Source organism: Mycobacterium sp. ML4, assembly GCF_054515735.1.
In genome coordinates this window covers 1-19,220 of sequence record NZ_JBTNSY010000044.1, presented here as the reverse complement: position 1 = coordinate 19,220, position 19,220 = coordinate 1, and the positions used below count along the sequence as shown (strand labels likewise).

General features: G+C 66.8%; 13 protein-coding genes. 6 read left to right on the top strand and 7 right to left on the bottom strand.

The window, feature by feature from the left end; translation table 11 throughout:
- Window positions 1–1,218, bottom strand: coding sequence for an aromatic ring-hydroxylating oxygenase subunit alpha (locus ACX9NE_RS28160; protein WP_459365013.1), 1,218 nt, complete (start codon window positions 1,216–1,218; stop codon window positions 1–3).
- A gap of 292 nt (window positions 1,219–1,510) precedes the next feature.
- On the opposite strand from ACX9NE_RS28160, the gene ACX9NE_RS28155 reads away from it, so the two are divergent.
- Window positions 1,511–2,746, top strand: coding sequence for a PE-PPE domain-containing protein (locus ACX9NE_RS28155; protein ID WP_459365014.1), 1,236 nt, complete (start codon window positions 1,511–1,513; stop codon window positions 2,744–2,746).
- Here ACX9NE_RS28155 and ACX9NE_RS28150 read toward each other — a convergent pair.
- From ACX9NE_RS28150 to ACX9NE_RS28140, 3 genes are read right to left on the bottom strand one after another with little or no spacing between them, the layout of a single operon-like run.
- The gene (locus ACX9NE_RS28150; protein WP_459365015.1) at window positions 2,726–4,174 is read right to left on the bottom strand and encodes a lipase maturation factor family protein; all 1,449 of its coding nucleotides are present in this window, start codon (window positions 4,172–4,174) and stop codon (window positions 2,726–2,728) included. The two genes, ACX9NE_RS28155 and ACX9NE_RS28150, sit on opposite strands and share 21 nt — an antisense overlap.
- A 52-nt stretch (window positions 4,175–4,226) precedes the next feature.
- Window positions 4,227–8,402 carry a DUF3367 domain-containing protein gene (locus ACX9NE_RS28145; RefSeq protein WP_459365025.1) on the bottom strand — a complete coding sequence of 1,392 codons (4,176 nt, stop codon included), beginning with the start codon at window positions 8,400–8,402 and terminating at the stop codon, window positions 4,227–4,229.
- Between the two features lie 16 nt (window positions 8,403–8,418).
- Window positions 8,419–8,592: a DUF2613 domain-containing protein gene (locus ACX9NE_RS28140; protein WP_459365016.1), complete on the bottom strand. Its 174-nt coding sequence runs from the start codon at window positions 8,590–8,592 to the stop codon at window positions 8,419–8,421.
- Window positions 8,593–8,811: 219 nt separating this feature from the next.
- Here ACX9NE_RS28140 and ACX9NE_RS28135 point away from each other — a divergent pair, with 219 nt between their 5' ends.
- The 3 genes from ACX9NE_RS28135 (at window position 8,812) to ACX9NE_RS28125 (ending at window position 12,182) form a co-directional block, all read left to right on the top strand.
- A complete protein-coding gene (locus ACX9NE_RS28135; protein WP_459365017.1) occupies window positions 8,812–9,987 on the top strand; it encodes a glycoside hydrolase family 3 N-terminal domain-containing protein in 1,176 nt (391 codons plus the stop codon).
- Between the two features lie 42 nt (window positions 9,988–10,029).
- On the top strand, window positions 10,030–10,656 hold the full coding sequence (locus ACX9NE_RS28130; protein WP_459365018.1) for a TetR/AcrR family transcriptional regulator: 627 nt from the start codon (window positions 10,030–10,032) through the stop codon (window positions 10,654–10,656).
- Between the two features lie 260 nt (window positions 10,657–10,916).
- Window positions 10,917–12,182 (top strand): chloride channel protein, encoded by a 1,266-nt coding sequence (locus ACX9NE_RS28125; RefSeq protein WP_459365019.1) that lies wholly within the window; start codon window positions 10,917–10,919, stop codon window positions 12,180–12,182.
- 4 nt (window positions 12,183–12,186) lie between these two features.
- On the opposite strand, the gene ACX9NE_RS28120 is transcribed toward ACX9NE_RS28125, so the two are convergent.
- Both ACX9NE_RS28120 and ACX9NE_RS28115 read right to left on the bottom strand, forming a co-directional pair.
- The gene (locus ACX9NE_RS28120; protein WP_459365020.1) at window positions 12,187–13,041 is read right to left on the bottom strand and encodes a MaoC/PaaZ C-terminal domain-containing protein; all 855 of its coding nucleotides are present in this window, start codon (window positions 13,039–13,041) and stop codon (window positions 12,187–12,189) included.
- Window positions 13,042–13,043: 2 nt separating this feature from the next.
- Window positions 13,044–14,408 (bottom strand): 3-oxoacyl-ACP reductase, encoded by a 1,365-nt coding sequence (locus tag ACX9NE_RS28115; RefSeq protein ID WP_459365021.1) that lies wholly within the window; start codon window positions 14,406–14,408, stop codon window positions 13,044–13,046.
- Window positions 14,409–14,532: 124 nt separating this feature from the next.
- On the opposite strand from ACX9NE_RS28115, the gene ACX9NE_RS28110 reads away from it, so the two are divergent.
- Window positions 14,533–15,840 (top strand): acetyl-CoA C-acetyltransferase, encoded by a 1,308-nt coding sequence (locus ACX9NE_RS28110; RefSeq protein WP_459365022.1) that lies wholly within the window; start codon window positions 14,533–14,535, stop codon window positions 15,838–15,840.
- A 499-nt stretch (window positions 15,841–16,339) separates the two neighbouring features.
- On the opposite strand, the gene ACX9NE_RS28105 is transcribed toward ACX9NE_RS28110, so the two are convergent.
- On the bottom strand, window positions 16,340–18,175 hold the full coding sequence (locus tag ACX9NE_RS28105; protein WP_459365023.1) for an acyl-CoA dehydrogenase: 1,836 nt from the start codon (window positions 18,173–18,175) through the stop codon (window positions 16,340–16,342).
- A 544-nt stretch (window positions 18,176–18,719) separates the two neighbouring features.
- Here ACX9NE_RS28105 and ACX9NE_RS28100 point away from each other — a divergent pair.
- Window positions 18,720–19,208 (top strand): flavin reductase family protein, encoded by a 489-nt coding sequence (locus ACX9NE_RS28100; RefSeq protein ID WP_459365024.1) that lies wholly within the window; start codon window positions 18,720–18,722, stop codon window positions 19,206–19,208.
- Window positions 19,209–19,220: the final 12 nt, after the last annotated feature.

Sequence of the window (19,220 nt, the reverse complement as noted above, 5' to 3'; positions counted from 1 at the left end):
TTAAAGCGGGACGGGGTGAGTCGGATCGTGTATTCGGGTCCCGTTCAGCTGAGCCAGACGCTCACCGAGATTGGCGTGAAAGTGTCCGATCGCGCACTCGTTACGGCCGAACTCCACGAATTTGTTGGCACCTGCACGAAATCCTTTTTGTACGCCCGCCGACACTTCATTGTCCTCTGCGACAACGCGGGTGATGTAGCTGGCCAGCTCCACCGGGTCCAGTGACTCGTCGGTGTCGAGAGGTATGCGGCGGGCGAGGTCTGCTCTGGTCATCGTGTAGTAGATGACCTCGCTGTGAGCCACGTCCACTGGGTTGATCACCACCACCTGAACCAGTTGCGGAAACGCTCCGATGATGGCGTTGGGGAAGAGGTGGTAGACGAATGTCGCGGGCAGACGTCCCACCCAGGTTGATTCTGGACGGTCACGGAGTTGCTCAATTGCCTGGTAGGGGAAGGTAACCCGAGAATTCGGGCCGAACGTCTCTACCAGGGTGAGGTTGTCGTACAGGTGGGGAAGGGTCTCTTTGTGAGTCCAGCGGATGTGGTACCCCTCCAAAAACTGCTCGACGATCACCTTCCAATTTATCGCCAGGGGAATGGACTCGACCGACATCAGCGAATCGATCGGCAGCAGCTGGTCTCGCCATGTTGGCCCGTGGGTCAGCCAGGCAGTCGCCTCATCAACACTGTGCTCTGGGGGGCGCTCGCCGTCGGGATCCATGGCGCCGATAACGATGAGCCCGTCGGCCTCAGAGCTCGGAACCTCCACGAGACCGCGGGCCGACATGTCCAAATCAGGGAAAGCTTCGGGGTGAGGGACATTTGCCAGCGACCCGTCCAGGCGATAAGTCCAGCCGTGGTAGCGGCACACCAGGGCGTGGGAACACCCCGAGTCCTGGACCAGTGCGAAACCACGATGCCGACACGCGTTTCGGAACACCCGAGCCCGGTTATCCCGGCCGCGCACGGCGAACAGGGGCACCCCGAAGGCCACTCGCTGGACGTGGTCGCCCGGGTTGGGAATGGTGGCGGACGGGACGAACACGCTCGGCATCGCGCGCAGCAGCTTGAGTTCCTGGCTGAACCGGTCTGGATTGAGGTAGTTGTCAACGGGCTCACGCCAACTGTTGCCTTCATCAGTTGTGCCGCTGTCAACATGGGCTAGTACGCGCCGAACGACCTCTACGTCATCAGCGACCAGAGTGGTCGTGCTCACGGGTGAAGCATAGTCGACTAATTCATCGTCGACATCGATGTATGTCCGCCATATCGGCTGTCACTCCGGACAAGAAAATAGTGGCGAACCTGCTGAATTCGACGATGCGTGAGCGTGCGGGGCGCATGGTTTCCACTCTCGGCCGGTGGAAGCCGCGACGATCGGGCCCCCTTCGATCCGGACTGCGCAATCCTGGCGACGCTCCGGGTTCATGGAAAGCCGAACCATGTGTCCGGGCTGCGGGTAGTGTCGCAACTGCCCGCCTGTCGACCGCCGCCGCGAGGAGGCGCCGGTGTCGTATTTCGTCGCGTCGCCCGACTTCTTGATGGCTGCCGCCAGCGATCTGGCTGCCGTGGGGTCTGCGATCAGCGCGGCGAATGAGGCTGTCGCACAACGTATTACGTCGCTGAGCGGCGCGGCTGCGGACGAGGTCTCGACCGCCATTGCAGCGCTGTTCGGCTGGCACGGCCGGCAGTATCAGGCCGTGAGCGCCCAAGTGTCGCAGTCTCAGCAGCGGTTCGGGCGCGGCCTGATGGCGACAGCAGACGCGTATATGACCGCTGAGATCGCTAACGCCGAACGGATCCTGGGAAGCAACGGAGTGGCGGGTGCCGCGGCAGGAACCAGGATCACCGTCCCCGGTGCGGGGCCGCTGTACTACCCGAACTTCCTCACCCGACTTCCCTACCTGGGTCAATTGCTTTATCTGGGCAGCATCCCGGGCTCGGGTTCGGCCTCGATCCTGCAGGGGTATGAGCTGATCAACCGCGCCATCGGCCAGAACTGGTTCCCCGGCAGCCTCGCTCAGGTGGTCAACTATCCGGCCAGCATCGGCATCGTAAGCGGCAGCCTGGCGGCACCCGACGTCACCGACGCCGTCGCCTTCGGGCAGCGGGCGCTCAACGACCAGATCATCAACGCCTTCGTCAACGGCAGTGGTTCACCGGTGCACGTTGCCGCATTGTCGGAGGGAACCATCGTCGTCAACCGCGAACTGGCGTACCTGGCGAGTAACCCGGCCGCCGCCCCGCCACCACACGCTCTGCAGTTCGCTCTGTTCTCCAGTCCGGAACTGGGCATAGCGCAGACCTACCTGCCCAACCGGGCGACGCTGCCGTTCCTCAATTACACGGTGCAGGGCCTGACGAACACCCAGTACGACGTCAGCGTGGTGTACGGCCAGTACGACGCCTGGGCCAATCCGCCGGACCGGCCATGGAACATCCCGGCTGTGGTCAACTCGCTGTTCGGGACCGCTTACTACCACAACACGGCGGCATATGCGTCGATGTCGGATGCGCTCACGGTGTCCAGCGTCAGCACCCCGTTGGGCGGCACCATCACCACCTACATGATTCCGTCGCCGACGCTGCCAATGCTGCTGCCACTGCAGCAAATCGGCGTCCCGCAACCGATCGTCGACAGCCTCAACTCGTTTCTTCAGCCGATCGTCAACAGTGGCTACTCATCTCTGACACCTGGCGCCGGGCCGTACTTCTCGCACGGATCACTGATCCTTGGTGCTTAACCGCTCGGGCAGCGACATCGCCGGCACATAACTTCCGATCAACGTGCGATGCCACCACGCGTGGTCGCGGCGCAGTTCGGTTGGAGTGGTGAACCGGTACTTGTACAGCTGCGCGCGCACGAAGCGCGGCGGCGAGTCAGGGAAAGGGTTGTGCCGCAGTAATTTCAACGTCGGGGCATCGTTACGCAGCAGCCGGTGCAAGAAAGGCGTCATCCATGCCAGGGCATAGCCCGGCGAGATGGCCGCGAACCACATCAGCCAGTCCAATCGCAAGTGATACGGCGCGAACTGGCGCGGGAGCCGGCGCAGGCCGGTGGGCTTGCCTTTGAATTCGTACTCCCGCCACTTCGTCTGATCACCCACCAACTCATCTGAGGTGCCTTCGATCACCACCTCCTGCCGGATACGGCTGATGCTGCCGAATGCGCCATAGGTGTTGCACAGATGAAAGGTGTTGAAAGACATGTTCATTCGCTGCCCCGGTGAAAGCATGTTGCGTGCCGGCCAGTAACTCAGTACCACCATCACCGAGGCGAACCCAATCACCGGGCCGACGAACCACACCGGGGCAGCGGGCAGTGCCGGCGTCGCGGGAACAGGCAGCAGCGCACCCATCGAATCCTGGTCAATGGCGCTGAACGCCAGAAGAATCGTCAGCCAGTTGAGCCAGGCGAAGTTGCCGGACGCCACCAGCCACAGTTGGGTGATGATGATGATCGCCGCAGCGACACTGGCGACCGGTTGCGGCGCGAACAATGCGAACGGCACCACCAGCTGGGCAAAGTGGTTGCCCGCCACCTCGATCCGATGCAACGGCTTAGGTAGATGGTGAAAGAACCAACTCAACGGACCCGGCATCGGCTGGGTCTCGTGGTGGTAGTACAGGCAGGTCAGATCGCGCCAGCACCTGTCGCCGCGCATCTTGATCAACCCCGCGCCGAATTCGACGCGGAACAGCAACCAGCGCACCAACCACAACGTCAGCACCGGCGGCGCCACCTGTCCGCTGCCCAGGAAGATCATCAGGAAACCGGTCTCCAGCAGCAGGGACTCCCACCCGAATCCGTACCACGTCTGGCCCACGTTGACGATCGACAAGTACAGGCCCCACAGCGTCAGCCACATCAGCATCGCCGCCCACAGCGGCGCCACCTCCGCCGCGCCACAGACCACGGCCAGGGCCAGGGCCGCACCGAACCACGACACCCCGGCGAACAATCGGTCGGAGAAACGCAGGTGGAAGATGCTCGGCGCCCGCCAGAACGACCGCCTGGCGAGATACCCCGGCACCGGCAACATCCCGCGCTCCCCGATAAGCGGCCGGAACTGCCGCGCGGCCGCGACGAACGCCACGAAATATACGACCGCGACGCCGCGCTCGAGCACCCACGCGCCCAGCCGATATTCGGGTGCCGATAACCAGTTCATGGCCACAACTCCTCCGGGTATCCAGTCAACCAGCCGGAAAACCCGCAGCCAACTATCCGTCCTCGCGCCGGGGTGGTAAGACCGCCGACGCTGTCACCGCCGCAAGCGAAATCAGGGCCAGCAGTTGGACACTCGCGGAATGGCCGGCGTAGCCGTCTACCGAGCGCCAGGGATGGCGCGACAGGACTGCCCCGGCGATGATCAACCCACCGGCGCTCAGCCCGACCGTCAGCCCATCTCGCAAGCGGCCGGACACAAAGCGCCGAAAGAAAAGCAGGGACCCGACCACCAGGACGCCGGCGGCGCCGGCGATCAGACCTCCCGCTCCCAGGACGGCCACCGCAGCCCACGGCCCCGGCGACCAGGCCACCGCGGCCGGCCCATCGTCGCCACCGCCTCGCCGCCGCCAGAACGCCAGAACCGCCAGCACCGGCAGCAAGCTCAACCCCACCGCCAGGCCGGCCCGGTACACCGTGTTGGAGGCGAACGTGAGCGTGATGGTGCCGGCATCGCCGGGGGGCACCAACCAGCCCTGTTGCCATCCGTTCATCGCCACAGGGGTCAGGCGCGCGCCGCTACTGCTGCGGGCAACCCACCCGGGGTTGATGCTCTCCGGGATGACCAGAACTCGGGCGGTTCCCGACGCCGGCGCCCGCACCTCACGCCGAGCAGGTCCCCACACCCCGACAACATCAGCGGGCGTGACCGCAGCAGCGGGCGGGTCCGGCACAGCCGACAGCTGTGTACCGTCCACCACGAAAGCCGGTCCTGGACTGACCAACAACTCCTGCCGGCCGGCCGGCAACGCGATCGGGCCGGCCTCACAGGGCCGGGCCGCAATTGGTTCGCCGTCCAACAACGCCCCCGCCGTGGTCCGAATCGACGTATGCAGGAACCGGGCGGCCACCGCGATCACCGGACCGTGCTCACAGTCGACGATCACCTCGCGGGTGCGGGCGCCCTCGCCACCCCGGGCCGGTGCGATCGGCTGTCCGTCGGCGCCCAGGACGGCCACCTCGGCCAGCCCGGGCGGCTTGAGCTGATCGAAGCCCAGCGCGTTGCGGTCGATGATGTCCTGCCAGTCGAGCAGGCTCACGGTGACGGTGTCGGTCACCCGAGGGTGCAGTGCCAGCGTCTGTGTCTGACCACCGGGGTCCACCGCTTGCACCTGCGGTCCGTCACCCAGGTCGACGGCCACCATCGTCGGGTGGGCCGGCAGCGTCGTCCGGCTTGGCGTCACCCGAAGGCCGGTGACCTCGGCGGCCCGCGGCAGCGTCAGGGTCAGGGTCGCCGGTGTCTTGTACTGCACCACCCGCTGCGGCGCCGTCCACGCGGTGGCCGGATCGCCGTCGGTAGCCGCGTACGCCGAGCCGAGTACCTCGACCAGATCCGAATCGCCGGCTGCCCGCGTGGTATCCGGCTGCGCCACCAGATCGGACAGTTTGGGCCCCTGCCGGGGGCGCACCCACACCGTCGGAAGCACCGAGATGGGGCCGGGCACCGTCAGCGTCCGGCTGAAATTGACGGGCTCCTCCGGGGCCAGCGCCATCGACGCCGCGCAGCGCACACTGTCTGGGGCCGGCGCGCAACCCGGTCGGCCCAGCAATTCGGCACCCAGGTCCCAGCGCGCAACCTCCGCGCCCGGCGGTGGCCCGGGAACCACCACGGTGTGCCTCATCTGCACCGGCTGGGCGAAACCCGATGCGTCGTACTGGGTCACCGCCAGGTCGGTGATACCGAACTGCACCCCGGGCGAACCGTCGTCGGTACCGGCCGCCGTGATCCGCACCCATGGCGTCTCGCCTACCGGCAAGGCGGCGCTCAACGGCTTCCCCGGCTCGTCGAACCGCAGCGTGGTGCTGCCGTTGACGGTTTCGATCAGGATGCGGCGGACCTGTGCGCCGACTGCCGACGCGCTGGGCGTCAGGGTGAGGACGGCGTTGGTCACGGGATGGTCGAAATCCACTTGCAGCCACTGCCCGACGGCGGCCTGGAGGGAATTGGAGACCCAGGCGGTCGCCGGGTCGCCATCGACGGCTGCGGCGGGCGAGGTGGCCGCCGCGACGTCGGGCAGGGCAGTGGCGTCCGACGACGAACTGGACGCCGTGATGCGGCCGCCGGTCCAACCGCCGTAGACGGTGTCGGCACCGGGGGCGGGATAGTCGGGCACCCGGTTGTAGGTGCGCCGGGCGTCACCGGGAGCTCGGATGGCCGACGAGTGCAGGTCGACGCGGCCGTAATCTGTTTCCCGGGCCAGCGGTGTGTCGGTCACGGTGACCAGCGGCGTGGGCAGGTGGGCCGCCAGGGCATCCTGGGTCATCAGCACCGGACCCAGCGGCGGACGGCCCAGCAGCCGCCGCCGCTCGTCAAGACGCAACAGCACCTCGGGTCCACCGTCGACCCGCGGCAGCCCGTCGACCTCGGCGAAGTAGGGGGCGCCGGGAGTGCCGCCTGACCCGACCCGGTAGATCTGCACCGCCGGATACCGCGGGCGAAGTCCGCTGTCACTGACGAAGCCGGCCAGCGCGCCAGGACCCACCGGCGCTCCGAACTCGGCCACTTCCGTCAGCCCCGGCGACCCGGCGATGGCTCGGTGTACCAGGATCGGCCGCGCCGACCGCGACGATTCCGGATCCAGATCATTTCGTACCACGACATAAGAAATGCCTTGTCGGGCAAGCGTATCCGCCAGCCCCGCCGATGGCCGTCCGGCGGCGAACAGGCGCTGCACCGAGTCCAGTGCGCGGATGGCCTGGGGAGGCGTCAGGGGAATGGAGTCGCGGACCCCCCATGCGCTGCTCCCCAGCACCTGCAGCGGCTCGTCGTGACTGGTACCCCATACCTGGGTCGCGAAGGGCGCACCCGGCACCACCAGTACCCGCCCGAGCTGATGCGTGCTGAGCCAGTCGGCCGTTTCATGCCAGTAGTCGGGAATCGCGCTGAAGGTCCCGGGGGGAGTGAGCCGCGCGGACCAGGCCAGCGAGGTGCTGACGATCAGCCCGGTGAGCGCGACTATCCCGACCGCCACCCGACGGTCCCGTTCGGGATGGGCGAAAGCGTCCAGCCACACCGCTTTCGGCGCGCTTCCCGGCAACGGGGCGCGGCCCAGGAGCTGCGCGAACCCGAGCGCCAACGGGATGCGGACGACCGGTCCCAATTTGTGCACATTGCGCAACGGCGTACCGGCGGCGTCCAGGAACGCCTGCACCTGGTGGGCCACCGGCGACCCCAGTCCGCCGCTGTAGCCGAGCGCCAGCAGCGTCACCCCGACCAGCAGCATGCTCACCAGCCGGCCGCGGGCCGGCATGTCGCGACCAGCCAGTCCGGCCAGGCCCGCCGCCGCGACCAGGCAGGTCCCCAGGATCGCTACCGGCCCCGTGACCAGGGGAGCGCCCGCGGTCGCGGTGGGCGCTACGAACGGGGTCCAGCTGTCGGTGCCGCGCAGCAACTCCACCAGCGAGGACCACTGCGTAGTTACCCCGGAGGATTCGATGAAGTCCAGGAACGGCGGGCTCACCCCGCGCAATCGACTCAGTGCCACCACCCACCACGACACCGCGGGCACCAGCGCCAACACCAGCCACCCGGCATAACGCAGCCATCGCAGGTTTGGCCGGTGACAGACCAGCCAGATCGCTGCTGGAAGGCAGCCGGCCGCGGTCGCTATGGCATTGACCGCGCCCATCAGCGCCACCGCGATTCCGGCTTGCCCGGCCAGCACCCGCACCGAACGCTGCGAACCACCCTGTAACGCCATAACGGTGGGCAACAGGACCCATGGTGCGAGCATCATCGGCAGCGTTTCCGACGAAATCGACCCCAGTGTGGTCAGCACCCTGGGCGACAGCGCGAATGCGATCGCGCCGAGAATTCGGGACGACGAAGTGCCGATACCCAGTGCCTCCGCGACCCGCAGCATCCCCCAGAAACCCGCCGTCAGCAGCAGCGCCCACCACAGCCGCTGGGTCACCCAGCCGGGGACGCCGAACGCGTGGCCGATCAGGAAGAAGGTGCCGTGCGGAAAAAGGTAGCCGTAGGCCTGGTTCTGCGTCTGGCCGAACGGCAGGTCACTGTTCCACAGGTTGGTCGCCCGGGCCAGGAAGCGCAGCGGGTTGATGGTGAGGTCGAGTTTGGTGTCAGGGGAGATCTGGCCGGGTGACTGGGCGAATGCCAGTACCAGCGAGACAACTCCGACCAATAGCAGCCAGCGACGCGAAAGGGCCGATATCTCGACCGTCGACCGGCTAGCTACGGTTGCCGTACTCGACCCGGTTGAGCACCGATGACGACGGATCGCCCCCGGGCAGTGGCGGCTTCGTGTCCTGCTGGACCATCAGGGTGACTCCGAATGTCGCGGCGGCGCCAAGCAATAGACCGACTACCACACTGGCGGCGGCGGGCGCGACGATCCGGTTCATAGTCAGCCAACCTAGCAGAACGACGCACGGGACCGGGGTGGGTCCTGAACGGCCCAGGGTCAGCCGACCGCGTCGACCGTGTTCTGTGGGATGAGTTTCGGCCGAAAAGCCGCCTTCACGTCACGCTCGGCGAACCAGTACCGGGAAGGCGGTGCGCCGCCGCCACGCGTGAACCCGCCCCCGAACCCGCCGGGGAAACGCCCGTGACAGCATGTCCGGATGGCTTTTCCGCGCACCCTGGCCGCCCTTGCTGCTGCGTCGATGCTGGTCGTCGCCTGCCACGGCGGCACTAAGCCCGCGAAGTCGTCGGCCCCGAGCACCTCCACATCGAGCACCAATTCCGCTCCCGCGGCGGCCCCGGGACCCCGGTTGTGCGCTGATCCACCGGACGTCCCGGGCAAGATTCCGAACCTGCGCGACAAGCTGGCCCAGCTGCTCATGGTCGGGGTGCGCGACGCCGCCGACGCGAAGGCCGTGGTCACCCAGTTCCATGTGGGCGGCATTCTGATCGGCAGTGACACCGATCTCACGATGCTTCCCGGCCCGCTGAGTGAGGTCGCGAACGCCGCCACCCCGCTGCCGCTCGCGGTCGGCGTCGACGAAGAAGGCGGCCGGGTATCGCGGTTGCGGACGCTGCTCGACGGCCGGGGACCGACGGCCAAGGAAATGGGCCAGATGCCGGTCCAGCAGGTCCACGACCTGGCCCTGACCCGGGGCCGCAAGATGAAAGAACTGGGCATCACCGTCGATTTCGCGCCGGTGGTCGACGTCACCGACGAGCCGGACGATTCTGTGATCGGCGACCGCTCGTTCGGCTCCGACCCGGCGAAGGTCACCGAGTACGCCGGCGCCTACGCACAAGGCCTGCGCGACGCGAAACTGCTGCCGGTGCTTAAACACTTTCCGGGCCACGGACACGGGTCGGGTGATTCGCACACCGGCGCCGTCACCACACCCCCCCTGTCAGATCTGATTTCCAGCGACTTGCTGCCGTACCGGACCCTGCTCAACGCCATCCCGGTGGCGGTGATGATCGGGCACTTGCAGGTACAAGGGTTGACCGGCGGCGACCCCGCCAGTCTGAGCAAGGACGCGGTGAATCTACTGCGTACCGGTACCGGCTACGGCGGACCGCCGTTCAACGGCCCGGTGTTCAGCGACGACCTGTCCAGCATGGCTGCGATCTCCGACCGCTTCGGGGTGACCGAGGCCGTGCTGAAGACTCTGCAGGCCGGCATCGACATCGCCTTGTGGGTCACCACAAAGGAAGTGCCCGCCGTGCTGGACCGTCTCGAGCAGGCGGTCAACGCCGGCGAGCTGTCGGCGCAGCAGGTTGACGCCTCGCTGGAGCGTGTTGCGGCGATGAAGGGCGTCACTGCGGCGTGTGGCCGCTGAGGGAACCATACTTACCCTTGATTGGACAGATAGGGGATCGCGATGGCGGGTGGTACCAAGCGGTTACCGCGTGCCGTCCGCGAGCAGCAGATGCTCGATGCCGCCGTGCAGATGTTCTCGGTCAACGGCTACCACGAGACGTCGATGGACACGATCGCGGCCGCCGCCGAGATCTCCAAGCCGATGCTCTACCTGTACTACGGCTCCAAAGAAGACCTGTTCGGTGCGTGCCTGAATCGGGAGATGACTCGATTCATCGACGCGGTGCGCGCCGACATCGACTTCAACCACAGCCCGAAAGACCTGCTGCGCAACACAATTGTCGCGTTTCTGCGCTACATCGACGAGAATCGCGCGTCCTGGATCGTGATGTACGCTCAGGCCACCAGCTCGCAGGCGTTCGCGCATACGGTGCGCGAAGGCCGTGAGCAGATCATCGAACTGGTGGCCGGGCTGGTGCGGGCCGGTACCCGCAGCCCGCGGTCGGACGCCGAAATCGAGATCATGGCGGTGGCTCTGGTGGGTGCAGGTGAAGCGGTCGCCAGCCGGTTGAGTACAGGTGACGTCGACGTCGACGCGGCCGCCGAGATGATGATCGACCTGTTCTGGGCAGGGCTGCGCGGGGCGCCGCCCGATCGCGATGTCAAGCCCAACGCCGCAACCGGCTAGTTGCGTGGTCGCTGATCCTTGATTGGGGCTTGGCTGCGGCCAGGGACGCTGCGGGTCTTCCAACGTGCACTCAGGGCGACGGCTACCCGGCGTGTCGCCGCCCTGGATGCACGTTCGAGGCGGGAGATGTGCGCTGGGCGCGCAACCGGTGGTGTCGAAAAGTCAAAGCCACGACCGCAAGCGCCCAGCCGCACATGGGCCATGAAAGGCCGCCGGCAACCCGGTGCGCAACCGGTCCGGTATCCGTATTGTCGGCAGGCGTGCCCCGAAAGTCCGGCCAGGACTACTTCTGTGCCTTCTTCTGTGCCGTCGTCATCGTCGGATTGCTCGCAGGCCTCGCCGGACTCATCACCACGCTGGTGCTGCGTTCGGTCGAACACCTCACGTATCACTACACATTCGGCTCGTTGCTCGACGGGATCACCGGCAGCAGCCCGGTCCGCCGGGCACTGGGTCCCATGGTCGGCGCCGCACTGGCCGGCATGGGCTGGTGGCTGCTGCGGCGGCGCGCCGAGGTGCCACCGCTGGCCGGAACGATTGCCGGACACCGACGCGTGCCGCGGCTGACGTGGAGCATCGACGCGATGCTCCAGATCGTCCTGGTCGGCTCCGGCGCCTCGCTGGGGCGGGAAGGTGCGCCACGTCAATTCGCCGCCGTGCTCGGCGATTTCGGTACCACATGGCTGAGGCGGCTGTCCCCGGGCGACCGGGAGATCCTGCTGGCCTGCGCGGCGGGTGCCGGTCTGGGTGCGGTCTACGCGGTACCGCTGGCGGGTGCGCTCTTCACGTTGCGGATCCTGTTGGACACCTGGCGATTGCGTGCGACGGGCGCGGCCCTGATCACCTCGAGTCTGGCCGTCGCGGTCGGCTCGGCGGTTACCCACGACCACAACGAATTGAACTGGCCCGCAGCGGAATCGGCGTATCTGCTGAGCGCGCACGGGCTGGCGCTGGCGCCGGTTGCCTTCGCGGTGGGGTGGGTGTTCAACAAGATTATCGCCGCGGCGCGTCCGGCCGAACTCATCCGGTCCTGGGTACTGATTCCCGCCCTGGCTGCCGCCGGACTGCTGACCGGTATCTGTTCGCACTGGTGGCCCGAGCTGCCCGGCAACGGCAAGAGTGTGCTCACCGTCACTCTCGCCTCGGGCATGACGCTGGGGTCGGCCGCGGTCATCTTGCTGCTGAAGCCCCTGCTGACGGCGCTGTTCCTCCGTGCCGGAGGCGCCGGCGGCCTGCTAACACCGTCCCTGGCCACCGGCGCGGCGGCCGGGACGCTGCTGGTCCTGACCCTCGATCAGCTCGCGGGCGCACATCTGCACGGCCCGGTGATCTCGTTGAGCACCGCGGCCGGCGTGTTGGCGGTGACGCAGGGTTCGCCGATCTGGTCGGCCATCTTCGTCTGGGAGCTGGCCCGGCCGCCGATCTGGATGCTGCTGGTTTTCGCGGTCACAGCAGTCGGGGCGCACACGCTCGACCGAATCGTCATCGGCCGGCAGGGCCACCGCCTGGACCACCGGGCGGGTTGACCGCTCAGAGAGGCGTCACCGAACCCGTCAAATGCGGGTAGCCCTTGGAGATGTGGCGCAGCGTCAACTCCCAGCCGTCTTGCCCGTCGAATCTGCGTTCGTCGATGTACAGCCCCGCGGTCGCCGGCAGCAGCACCGGCTTGCCGAAGCGCACCGAATATCGCACGGCATCCGGGAAGCGTGCCTCGATGTTCGCCAGAACCGCCGCGGCACTGAACATTCCGTGCGCGATGACGGTCGGGAAGCCGAACAGTTTGGCGGCCACCGAACTGGTGTGGATGGGGTTGCGGTCACCACCCACCGCGGCATAGCGACGGATCTGCGACGGGGTGATCCGCAGCACCGCCGAGGGCGGCGGCAGTTTGGGCTGCTTCTGCGGCGGCGGCTTGGGCTCATCGGACAGGCTGGTGCGTTGCTGGTGCAGGAAGGTGGTCACCTGATGCCACGCCGGTTCGTTGCCGACCCTGACATCGGTCACCAGGTCGACCAAGAGTCCCTTGCGATGCTCTCGCAAGTTCTCGGCATGCACCCGCACGCCTACCGTGTCGGTCACCGCGATCGGACGGTACTGCGTGATGTGGTTCTCGGCATGCACCGAACCCATTGCGGCGAACGGAAAGTCGAAGCCGGTCACCAACGACATCACCGACGGGAAGGTCAACGCGAACGGGTAGGTCAGTGGCAGGTTGTTGCCGAAGCGCAGTCCGGTGACCGCCGCGTACGCGGCGACGTTCGCCGAGTCGATCGGCAGTTCCTCGACGGTCACCACGCGGCTGGACAGCTGGTCGGACCGCGACACCACGGGCAGCGCTCCGGCCACCGCGCGCAGCATGTTGCGAAGGCCACTGGGTTGGTCCACCGTCAGGCTCCGATCATCGCCTGGCCGCAAACCCGGATCACATTGCCCGTCACGGCATTTGAGGCGGGACTGGCGAAGTAGGCGATGGTCTCGGCGACGTCGACGGGCTGGCCGCCCTGTAGCAGCGAGTTCATCCGGCGAGCCACCTCGCGGGTGGCCAACGGGATCGCGGCGGTCATCTTCGTCTCGATGAAGCCGGGCGCCACCGCGTTGATCGTGATGCCCTTCTCAGCAAGTTGCGGGGCCAGCGCCTGGGTGATGCCGATCATGCCGGCCTTGCTGGTGCCGTAGTTGGTCTGCCCGCGATTACCCGCGATGCCGGCGATCGACGACAGCCCGATCACCCGGCCGCCCACCCCGATGGTGCCGTTGGCCACCAGACCCTCGGTAAGACGCAGCGGTGCAAGCAGATTGACGGCGATCACGGCGTCCCAGCGGGCATCGTCCATGTTGGCCAGCAGCTTGTCGCGGGTGATCCCGGCGTTGTTGACCAGGATGTCGGCCTTGCCGCCGTGGTGGTCGCGCAGGTGCTCGGAGATCTTCTCCACCGCATCCTCGGCGGTGACGTCCAGCCACAGCGGCGTGCCACCCACCTTGCTGGCAGTCTCGGCCAGCGCCTCGGCGGCCGACTCCACGTCGATCGCGACCACGCCGGCACCGTCCCGGGCAAGCACCTCGGCGATGGTAGCCCCGATGCCGCGGGCGGCGCCGGTCACGATCGCCACCTTGCCGTCCAGCGGACGGTCCCAGTCGGCCGGCGGCGTCGAGTCGGCCGCGCCGACATAGAACACCTGGCCGCCGACGTAGGCCGACTTGGCCGACAGGATGAACCGCATCGTCGATTCCAGTCCCGTCGCGGCCGGCTTCGCCTCCGGCGACAGGTACACCAGCGCCGAGGTGCCGCCGCGGCGCAGTTCCTTGCCCGCCGAGCGGGTGAAGCCTTCCAGCGCGCGCTGCGCGATCCGCTCGTGCGGGCTCTCGATCGCCTCCGGCGTGGTGCCCACCACCACGACCCGCGCGGAGGCGCCCAGGTTGCGGATCACCGGAGTGAAGAAGTCGTGCAGGGCTTTCAGGCCGGCCGGTTCGGTGATGCCGGTGGCATCGAACACCAGACCGCCGAACGAGTCAGCCCAACGGCCGCCCAAGTTGTCGCCCACCAGGTCGTAGTCGTTGTCCAGCGCCGCCCGCAGTGGCTCGACGACCCGGCCCGCACCGCCGATCAGCAGCGAACCGGCCAGCGGCGGCTCGCCCGGCCGGTACCGGCGCAGCGTCTCGGGTTGAGGGACTCCAAGCTGCTTGGCCAGAAACGACCCGGGGCCTGAGTTGACCACCTGGGAGAACAGATCGGGCGATGCCTTGGGTGCCACTGAGCTTGCCTTCCGTATCGGGGGGACGAACTTACTTGAGAGTAAGAACAGTGGGTAGTATTGCCTGGAGGGGCTACTACCCCAAAACTAGCCCCCGAACTAACGCCGATCTACGGAGAAAACAGTGGCCCCTGCCAGTGATCAGACCAAGCGGCGCGTCGCAGTACTGGGCGGCAACCGCATCCCGTTCGCGCGTTCGGACGGCGCTTACGCCGACGCGTCCAACCAGGACATGTTCACCGCGGCGCTGGGCGGGCTGGTGGACCGGTTCAATCTGCGGGGCGAACGCCTGGGCGCGGTGATCGGCGGCGCGGTGCTCAAGCACAGCCGTGATTTCAATCTCATGCGCGAGTGCGTCCTTGGATCCGAACTCTCGCCGCACACGCCCGCTTTCGACATTCAGCAGGCGTGCGGCACCGGTCTGCAGGCGGCCATCGCGGCCGCCGACGGCATCGCCGCGGGCCGCTATGAGGTAGCGGCCGCCGGCGGAGTGGACACCACCTCCGACCCGCCGATAGGTCTCGGCGACGACCTGCGCCGAACCCTGCTCAAGCTGCGGCGATCCAAGTCCAACGTGCAGCGGCTCAAGCTCGTCGGCACGCTGCCGGCGAACCTGGGCATCGAGATCCCGGCCAACAGCGAGCCGCGCACCGGCAAATCGATGGGCGAGCACGCCGCCGTCACCGCCAAGCAAATGGGAATCAAGCGCGTCGACCAGGACGAACTCGCCGTTGCCAGCCATCGCAACATGGCCGCTGCCTACGATCGCGGGTTCTTCGACGATTTGGTGTCGCCCTTCCTGGGCCTCTACCGCGACGACAACCTGCGGCCCAAGTCCAGCCGGGAGAAACTGGCCACCCTGCGTCCGGTCTTCGGGGTAAAGGCGGGCGCCGCCACCATGACCGCCGGCAACTCGACTCCGCTGACCGACGGCGCGTCGGTGGCGTTGCTGGCCACCGAGCAGTGGGCGGCCGACCACAACCTGCAGCCGCTGGCCTTCCTGGTGGATTCGGAGACTGCTGCCGTCGACTACGTCAACGGCTACGACGGCCTGCTGATGGCGCCCACCTATGCGGTGCCGCGACTGCTGGCGCGCAACGGGCTCACCCTGCAGGATTTCGACTTCTACGAGATTCATGAGGCGTTCGCGTCGGTGGTGCTCGCGCATCTGCAGGCGTGGGAGTCCGAGGAGTACTGCAAGGAGCGGCTGGGCCTGGACGGTGCGCTGGGTTCCATCGACCGGTCCAAGCTCAACGTCAACGGGTCGTCGCTGGCCGCTGGACACCCGTTCGCGGCCACCGGAGGACGAATTCTGGCGCAGGCGGCCAAGCAACTGGCGCAGAAGAAGGCCGAAACCACCGGCTCGGTGCGCGCGCTCATTTCGATCTGCGCGGCCGGCGGACAGGGCGTTGCGGCGATCCTGGAGGCCTGACGGTCCAGCGACTTCCGGGCCGCCGTCGGCCCCACCGGTGCCAGGTCGACAGCCGCTACGGCGATCCTGGCTGCAGGCGTGCCGATCGCAACCAGCCCGCTGACCTGAGCCGGCTAGCAATCTGGAATGAATTTTTCTTAGGAACGATTAGTTGTGCGGCCTGGTGGGTATAAATCCGCCCGGATAGCCCCGTGTTGTGGTCTGAACCCCCGACCCGACGGCAACGCGGGGCAATCCCTGGATCGAGCGCCGGTCAGCGCGGACGGGCGAGCGAAAAGGGCCGCCGCTGGACTGAGGGGATCCAGCGGCGGTCTTTTTGATGTCCGCTGGCGGCCGTCGGCCCCTTCGCATCGCCGAGATTGACACCGCGTACACCCCGCGCGGCGTGTCGCGTGCCTGGTGGCAATGTCGCGTTTCCAGGTCGCGCTACCCGCGCACTGATGCAAGATCCCCCCGCCAGCAGCGGGGGGATCTTGCGTCGGTGCTACGAAAGGCGGCCTCAGAAAGCGGCTTCGTCGAGCTCCATGATGTCATTGTCCAGGGTCTCGATCACCTCGCGGGTGCTGGTCAACAGCGGCAGGAAGTTCTTCGCGAAGAACGACGCGACCGCGATCTTGCCCTCGTAGAAGGACCGCTCGGCACCGGTGGCACCGGCGTCCAGGGCCTCGATCGCCACGGCGGCCTGACGCTGCAGCAACCAGCCGATGACCAGGTCGCCGACGCTCATCAGGAACCGCACCGAACCCAGGCCCACCTTGTAGAGGCTGGTGACGTCCTCCTGAGCGGCCATCAGATAGCCGGTCAGCGAGGCAGCCATCGCCTGGACGTCGGTAAGCGCCTTGGCCAGCAGCGCCCGCTCACTCTTGAGCCGCCCGTTGCCGGACTCGCTGTCGACGAACTGCTGGATCTCACCTGAGACGTGCGCGAGCGCCACACCCTTGTCGCGGATGATCTTGCGGAAGAAGAAGTCCTGCGCCTGGATGGCGGTGGTGCCCTCGTACAGCGAGTCGATCTTGGCGTCCCGGATGTACTGCTCAACCGGGTAGTCCTGCAGGAAGCCGGAGCCACCGAAGGTTTGCAGGCTCTCGGTGAGCTTGGCGTAGGCCTGCTCGGAGCCGACACCCTTGACTACCGGCAGCATCAGGTCGTTGATCTTCGCGGCCAATTCCGGGGTGACGCCGTGCACCGCCTCGGCCACAGCCGCGTCCTGGAAGGTGGCGGTGTAGAGGTACAGCGCCCGCAGGCCCTCGGCGTACGCCTTCTGGGTCATCAGCGACCGGCGCACGTCGGGGTGGTGGGTGATGGTCACCCGCGGAGCCGTCTTGTCGGTCATCTGCGTCAGGTCGGCGCCCTGCACGCGGGACTTGGCGTACTCCAGCGCGTTCAGGTAGCCGGTGGACAGCGTGGCGATGGCCTTGGTGCCCACCATCATGCGCGCCTGCTCGATGACCTCGAACATCTGCGCGATGCCGTCGTGCACCTCGCCGACCAGCCAGCCGATGGCGGGCTTGTCGTGCTGGCCGAGGGACAACTCGCAGGTGGCGGAGACCTTCAGGCCCATCTTGTGCTCGACGTTGGTGACGTACACACCGTTGCGCTCACCGGGTTCGCCGGTCTCGGGGTCGAACAGGAACTTGGGTACGAAGAACAGCGACAGACCCTTGGTGCCGGGGCCGGCGCCCTCCGGGCGGGCCAGCACCAGGTGGAAGATGTTCTCGAACAGGTCATCGGAGTCACCGGAGGTGATGAACCGTTTGACGCCGTCGATGTGCCAGGTGCCGTCTTCCTGCTGAACGGCCTTGGTGCGGCCGGCACCCACATCCGAGCCGGCGTCCGGCTCGGTCAGCACCATGGTCGAGCCCCAGCGCCGCTCGGTGGCCAGCACGGCCCACTTCTTCTGCTCCTCGGTGCCGAGGTGGTGAAGGATCTGCGCGAAACCCGCTCCGCCGGCGTACATCCACACCGCGGGGTTTGCGCCGAGAATGTGCTCGTTGATGGCCCACATCAGGGCTTTCGGCATCGGCATGCCGCCGAGTACCTCGTCGAGGCCCGCCTTGTCCCAGCCGGCGTCGATCACCGCGTTGACCGACTTCTTGAACGACTCCGGCAGCGTCACCGAGAACGTCTTCGGGTCGAAGACCGGTGGGTTGCGGTCGCCTTCGATGAAGGAGTCGGCGACGGGTCCCTCCGCCAGGCGGGCGACCTCGGCGAGAATCTCTCGGCCGGTGTCGGCGTCCAGGTCGCTGAATTCGCCCTGGCCTAACGCCTTGTCAACACCCAGCACCTCGAACAGGTTGAATTCCTGGTCACGAACGTTGCTCTTGTAGTGGCTCACTACGGTCCTCCTCGTTGAGAATGCCACCTGTGGTTGGGTACTAGGTCTAAGTTACCCACCAGTAACACCGTTAAAATATCCCGGCTGCGTTGTTCAACGCAAGTCAATGTGAGGAACATTTCACGGTCTAATTAACCAACCGGTTGGGATACCGCTCATCGCAGCCCTGGCACACCCGCTCACCTGCGGAAATGTGAGAAGAGATGACAACTGTGGGGAGCGTCACGGCCCTTCCGACTGTGGATTTAGAAGCGGATTCTGGACTATTGCGCGCCTGTCCGCCAGAGAGGCGGCCCACCATCTCGATGCCCTTTTTCAACCCGGCGTTGGGCGCACAGGTCCCGGTACTGCCGCTGCCCGCCGAGCTGGCCGACATGCGCGACCGTGCCCGACCCGACGGACCCGATCTGACCCCGTCTACGGGCGCAACGCCCGGAAGAGCCGGGTGCGGGCGCACTCGGATGTGGCTGCCGCGCACGGATACGCGTCGGTTAGGCTCGAAAGCGAGAATCCCGTTCTCGGCTCGAGGAGCAAGTGAAGTCCGGTGAACTCGAATAACAAGCTGACGCCGACGTCACTGCGTGAGGCTTTCGGTCACTTCCCCTCCGGTGTCATCGCCATCGCCGCAGAGGTCGACGGCGTGCGCGAGGGATTGGCGGCCAGCACGTTCGTGCCGGTCTCGCTTGACCCGCCGCTGGTCTCGTTCTGCGTGCAGAACACGTCCACCACCTGGCCCAAACTCAAGGGTGTGCCGATGCTGGGCATCAGCGTGCTGGGGGAATCTCATGACGAGGCCGCCCGCACTCTGGCTGCCAAAACGGGGGACCGGTTCGCCGGATTGGAGACGGAATCGCGCGACTCCGGAGCCGTCTTCGTCAAAGGCACCGCGCTATGGCTGGAAAGTGCGATCGAGCAACTCATTCCGGCAGGCGACCACACGATCGTGGTGCTGAGGGTCAACGAGGTCACGGTCGACGCCGGGGTTGCCCCGATCGTGTTTCACCGCAGCGTATTTCGCCGCCTCGGCGTTTAGCGCCGGCACCGG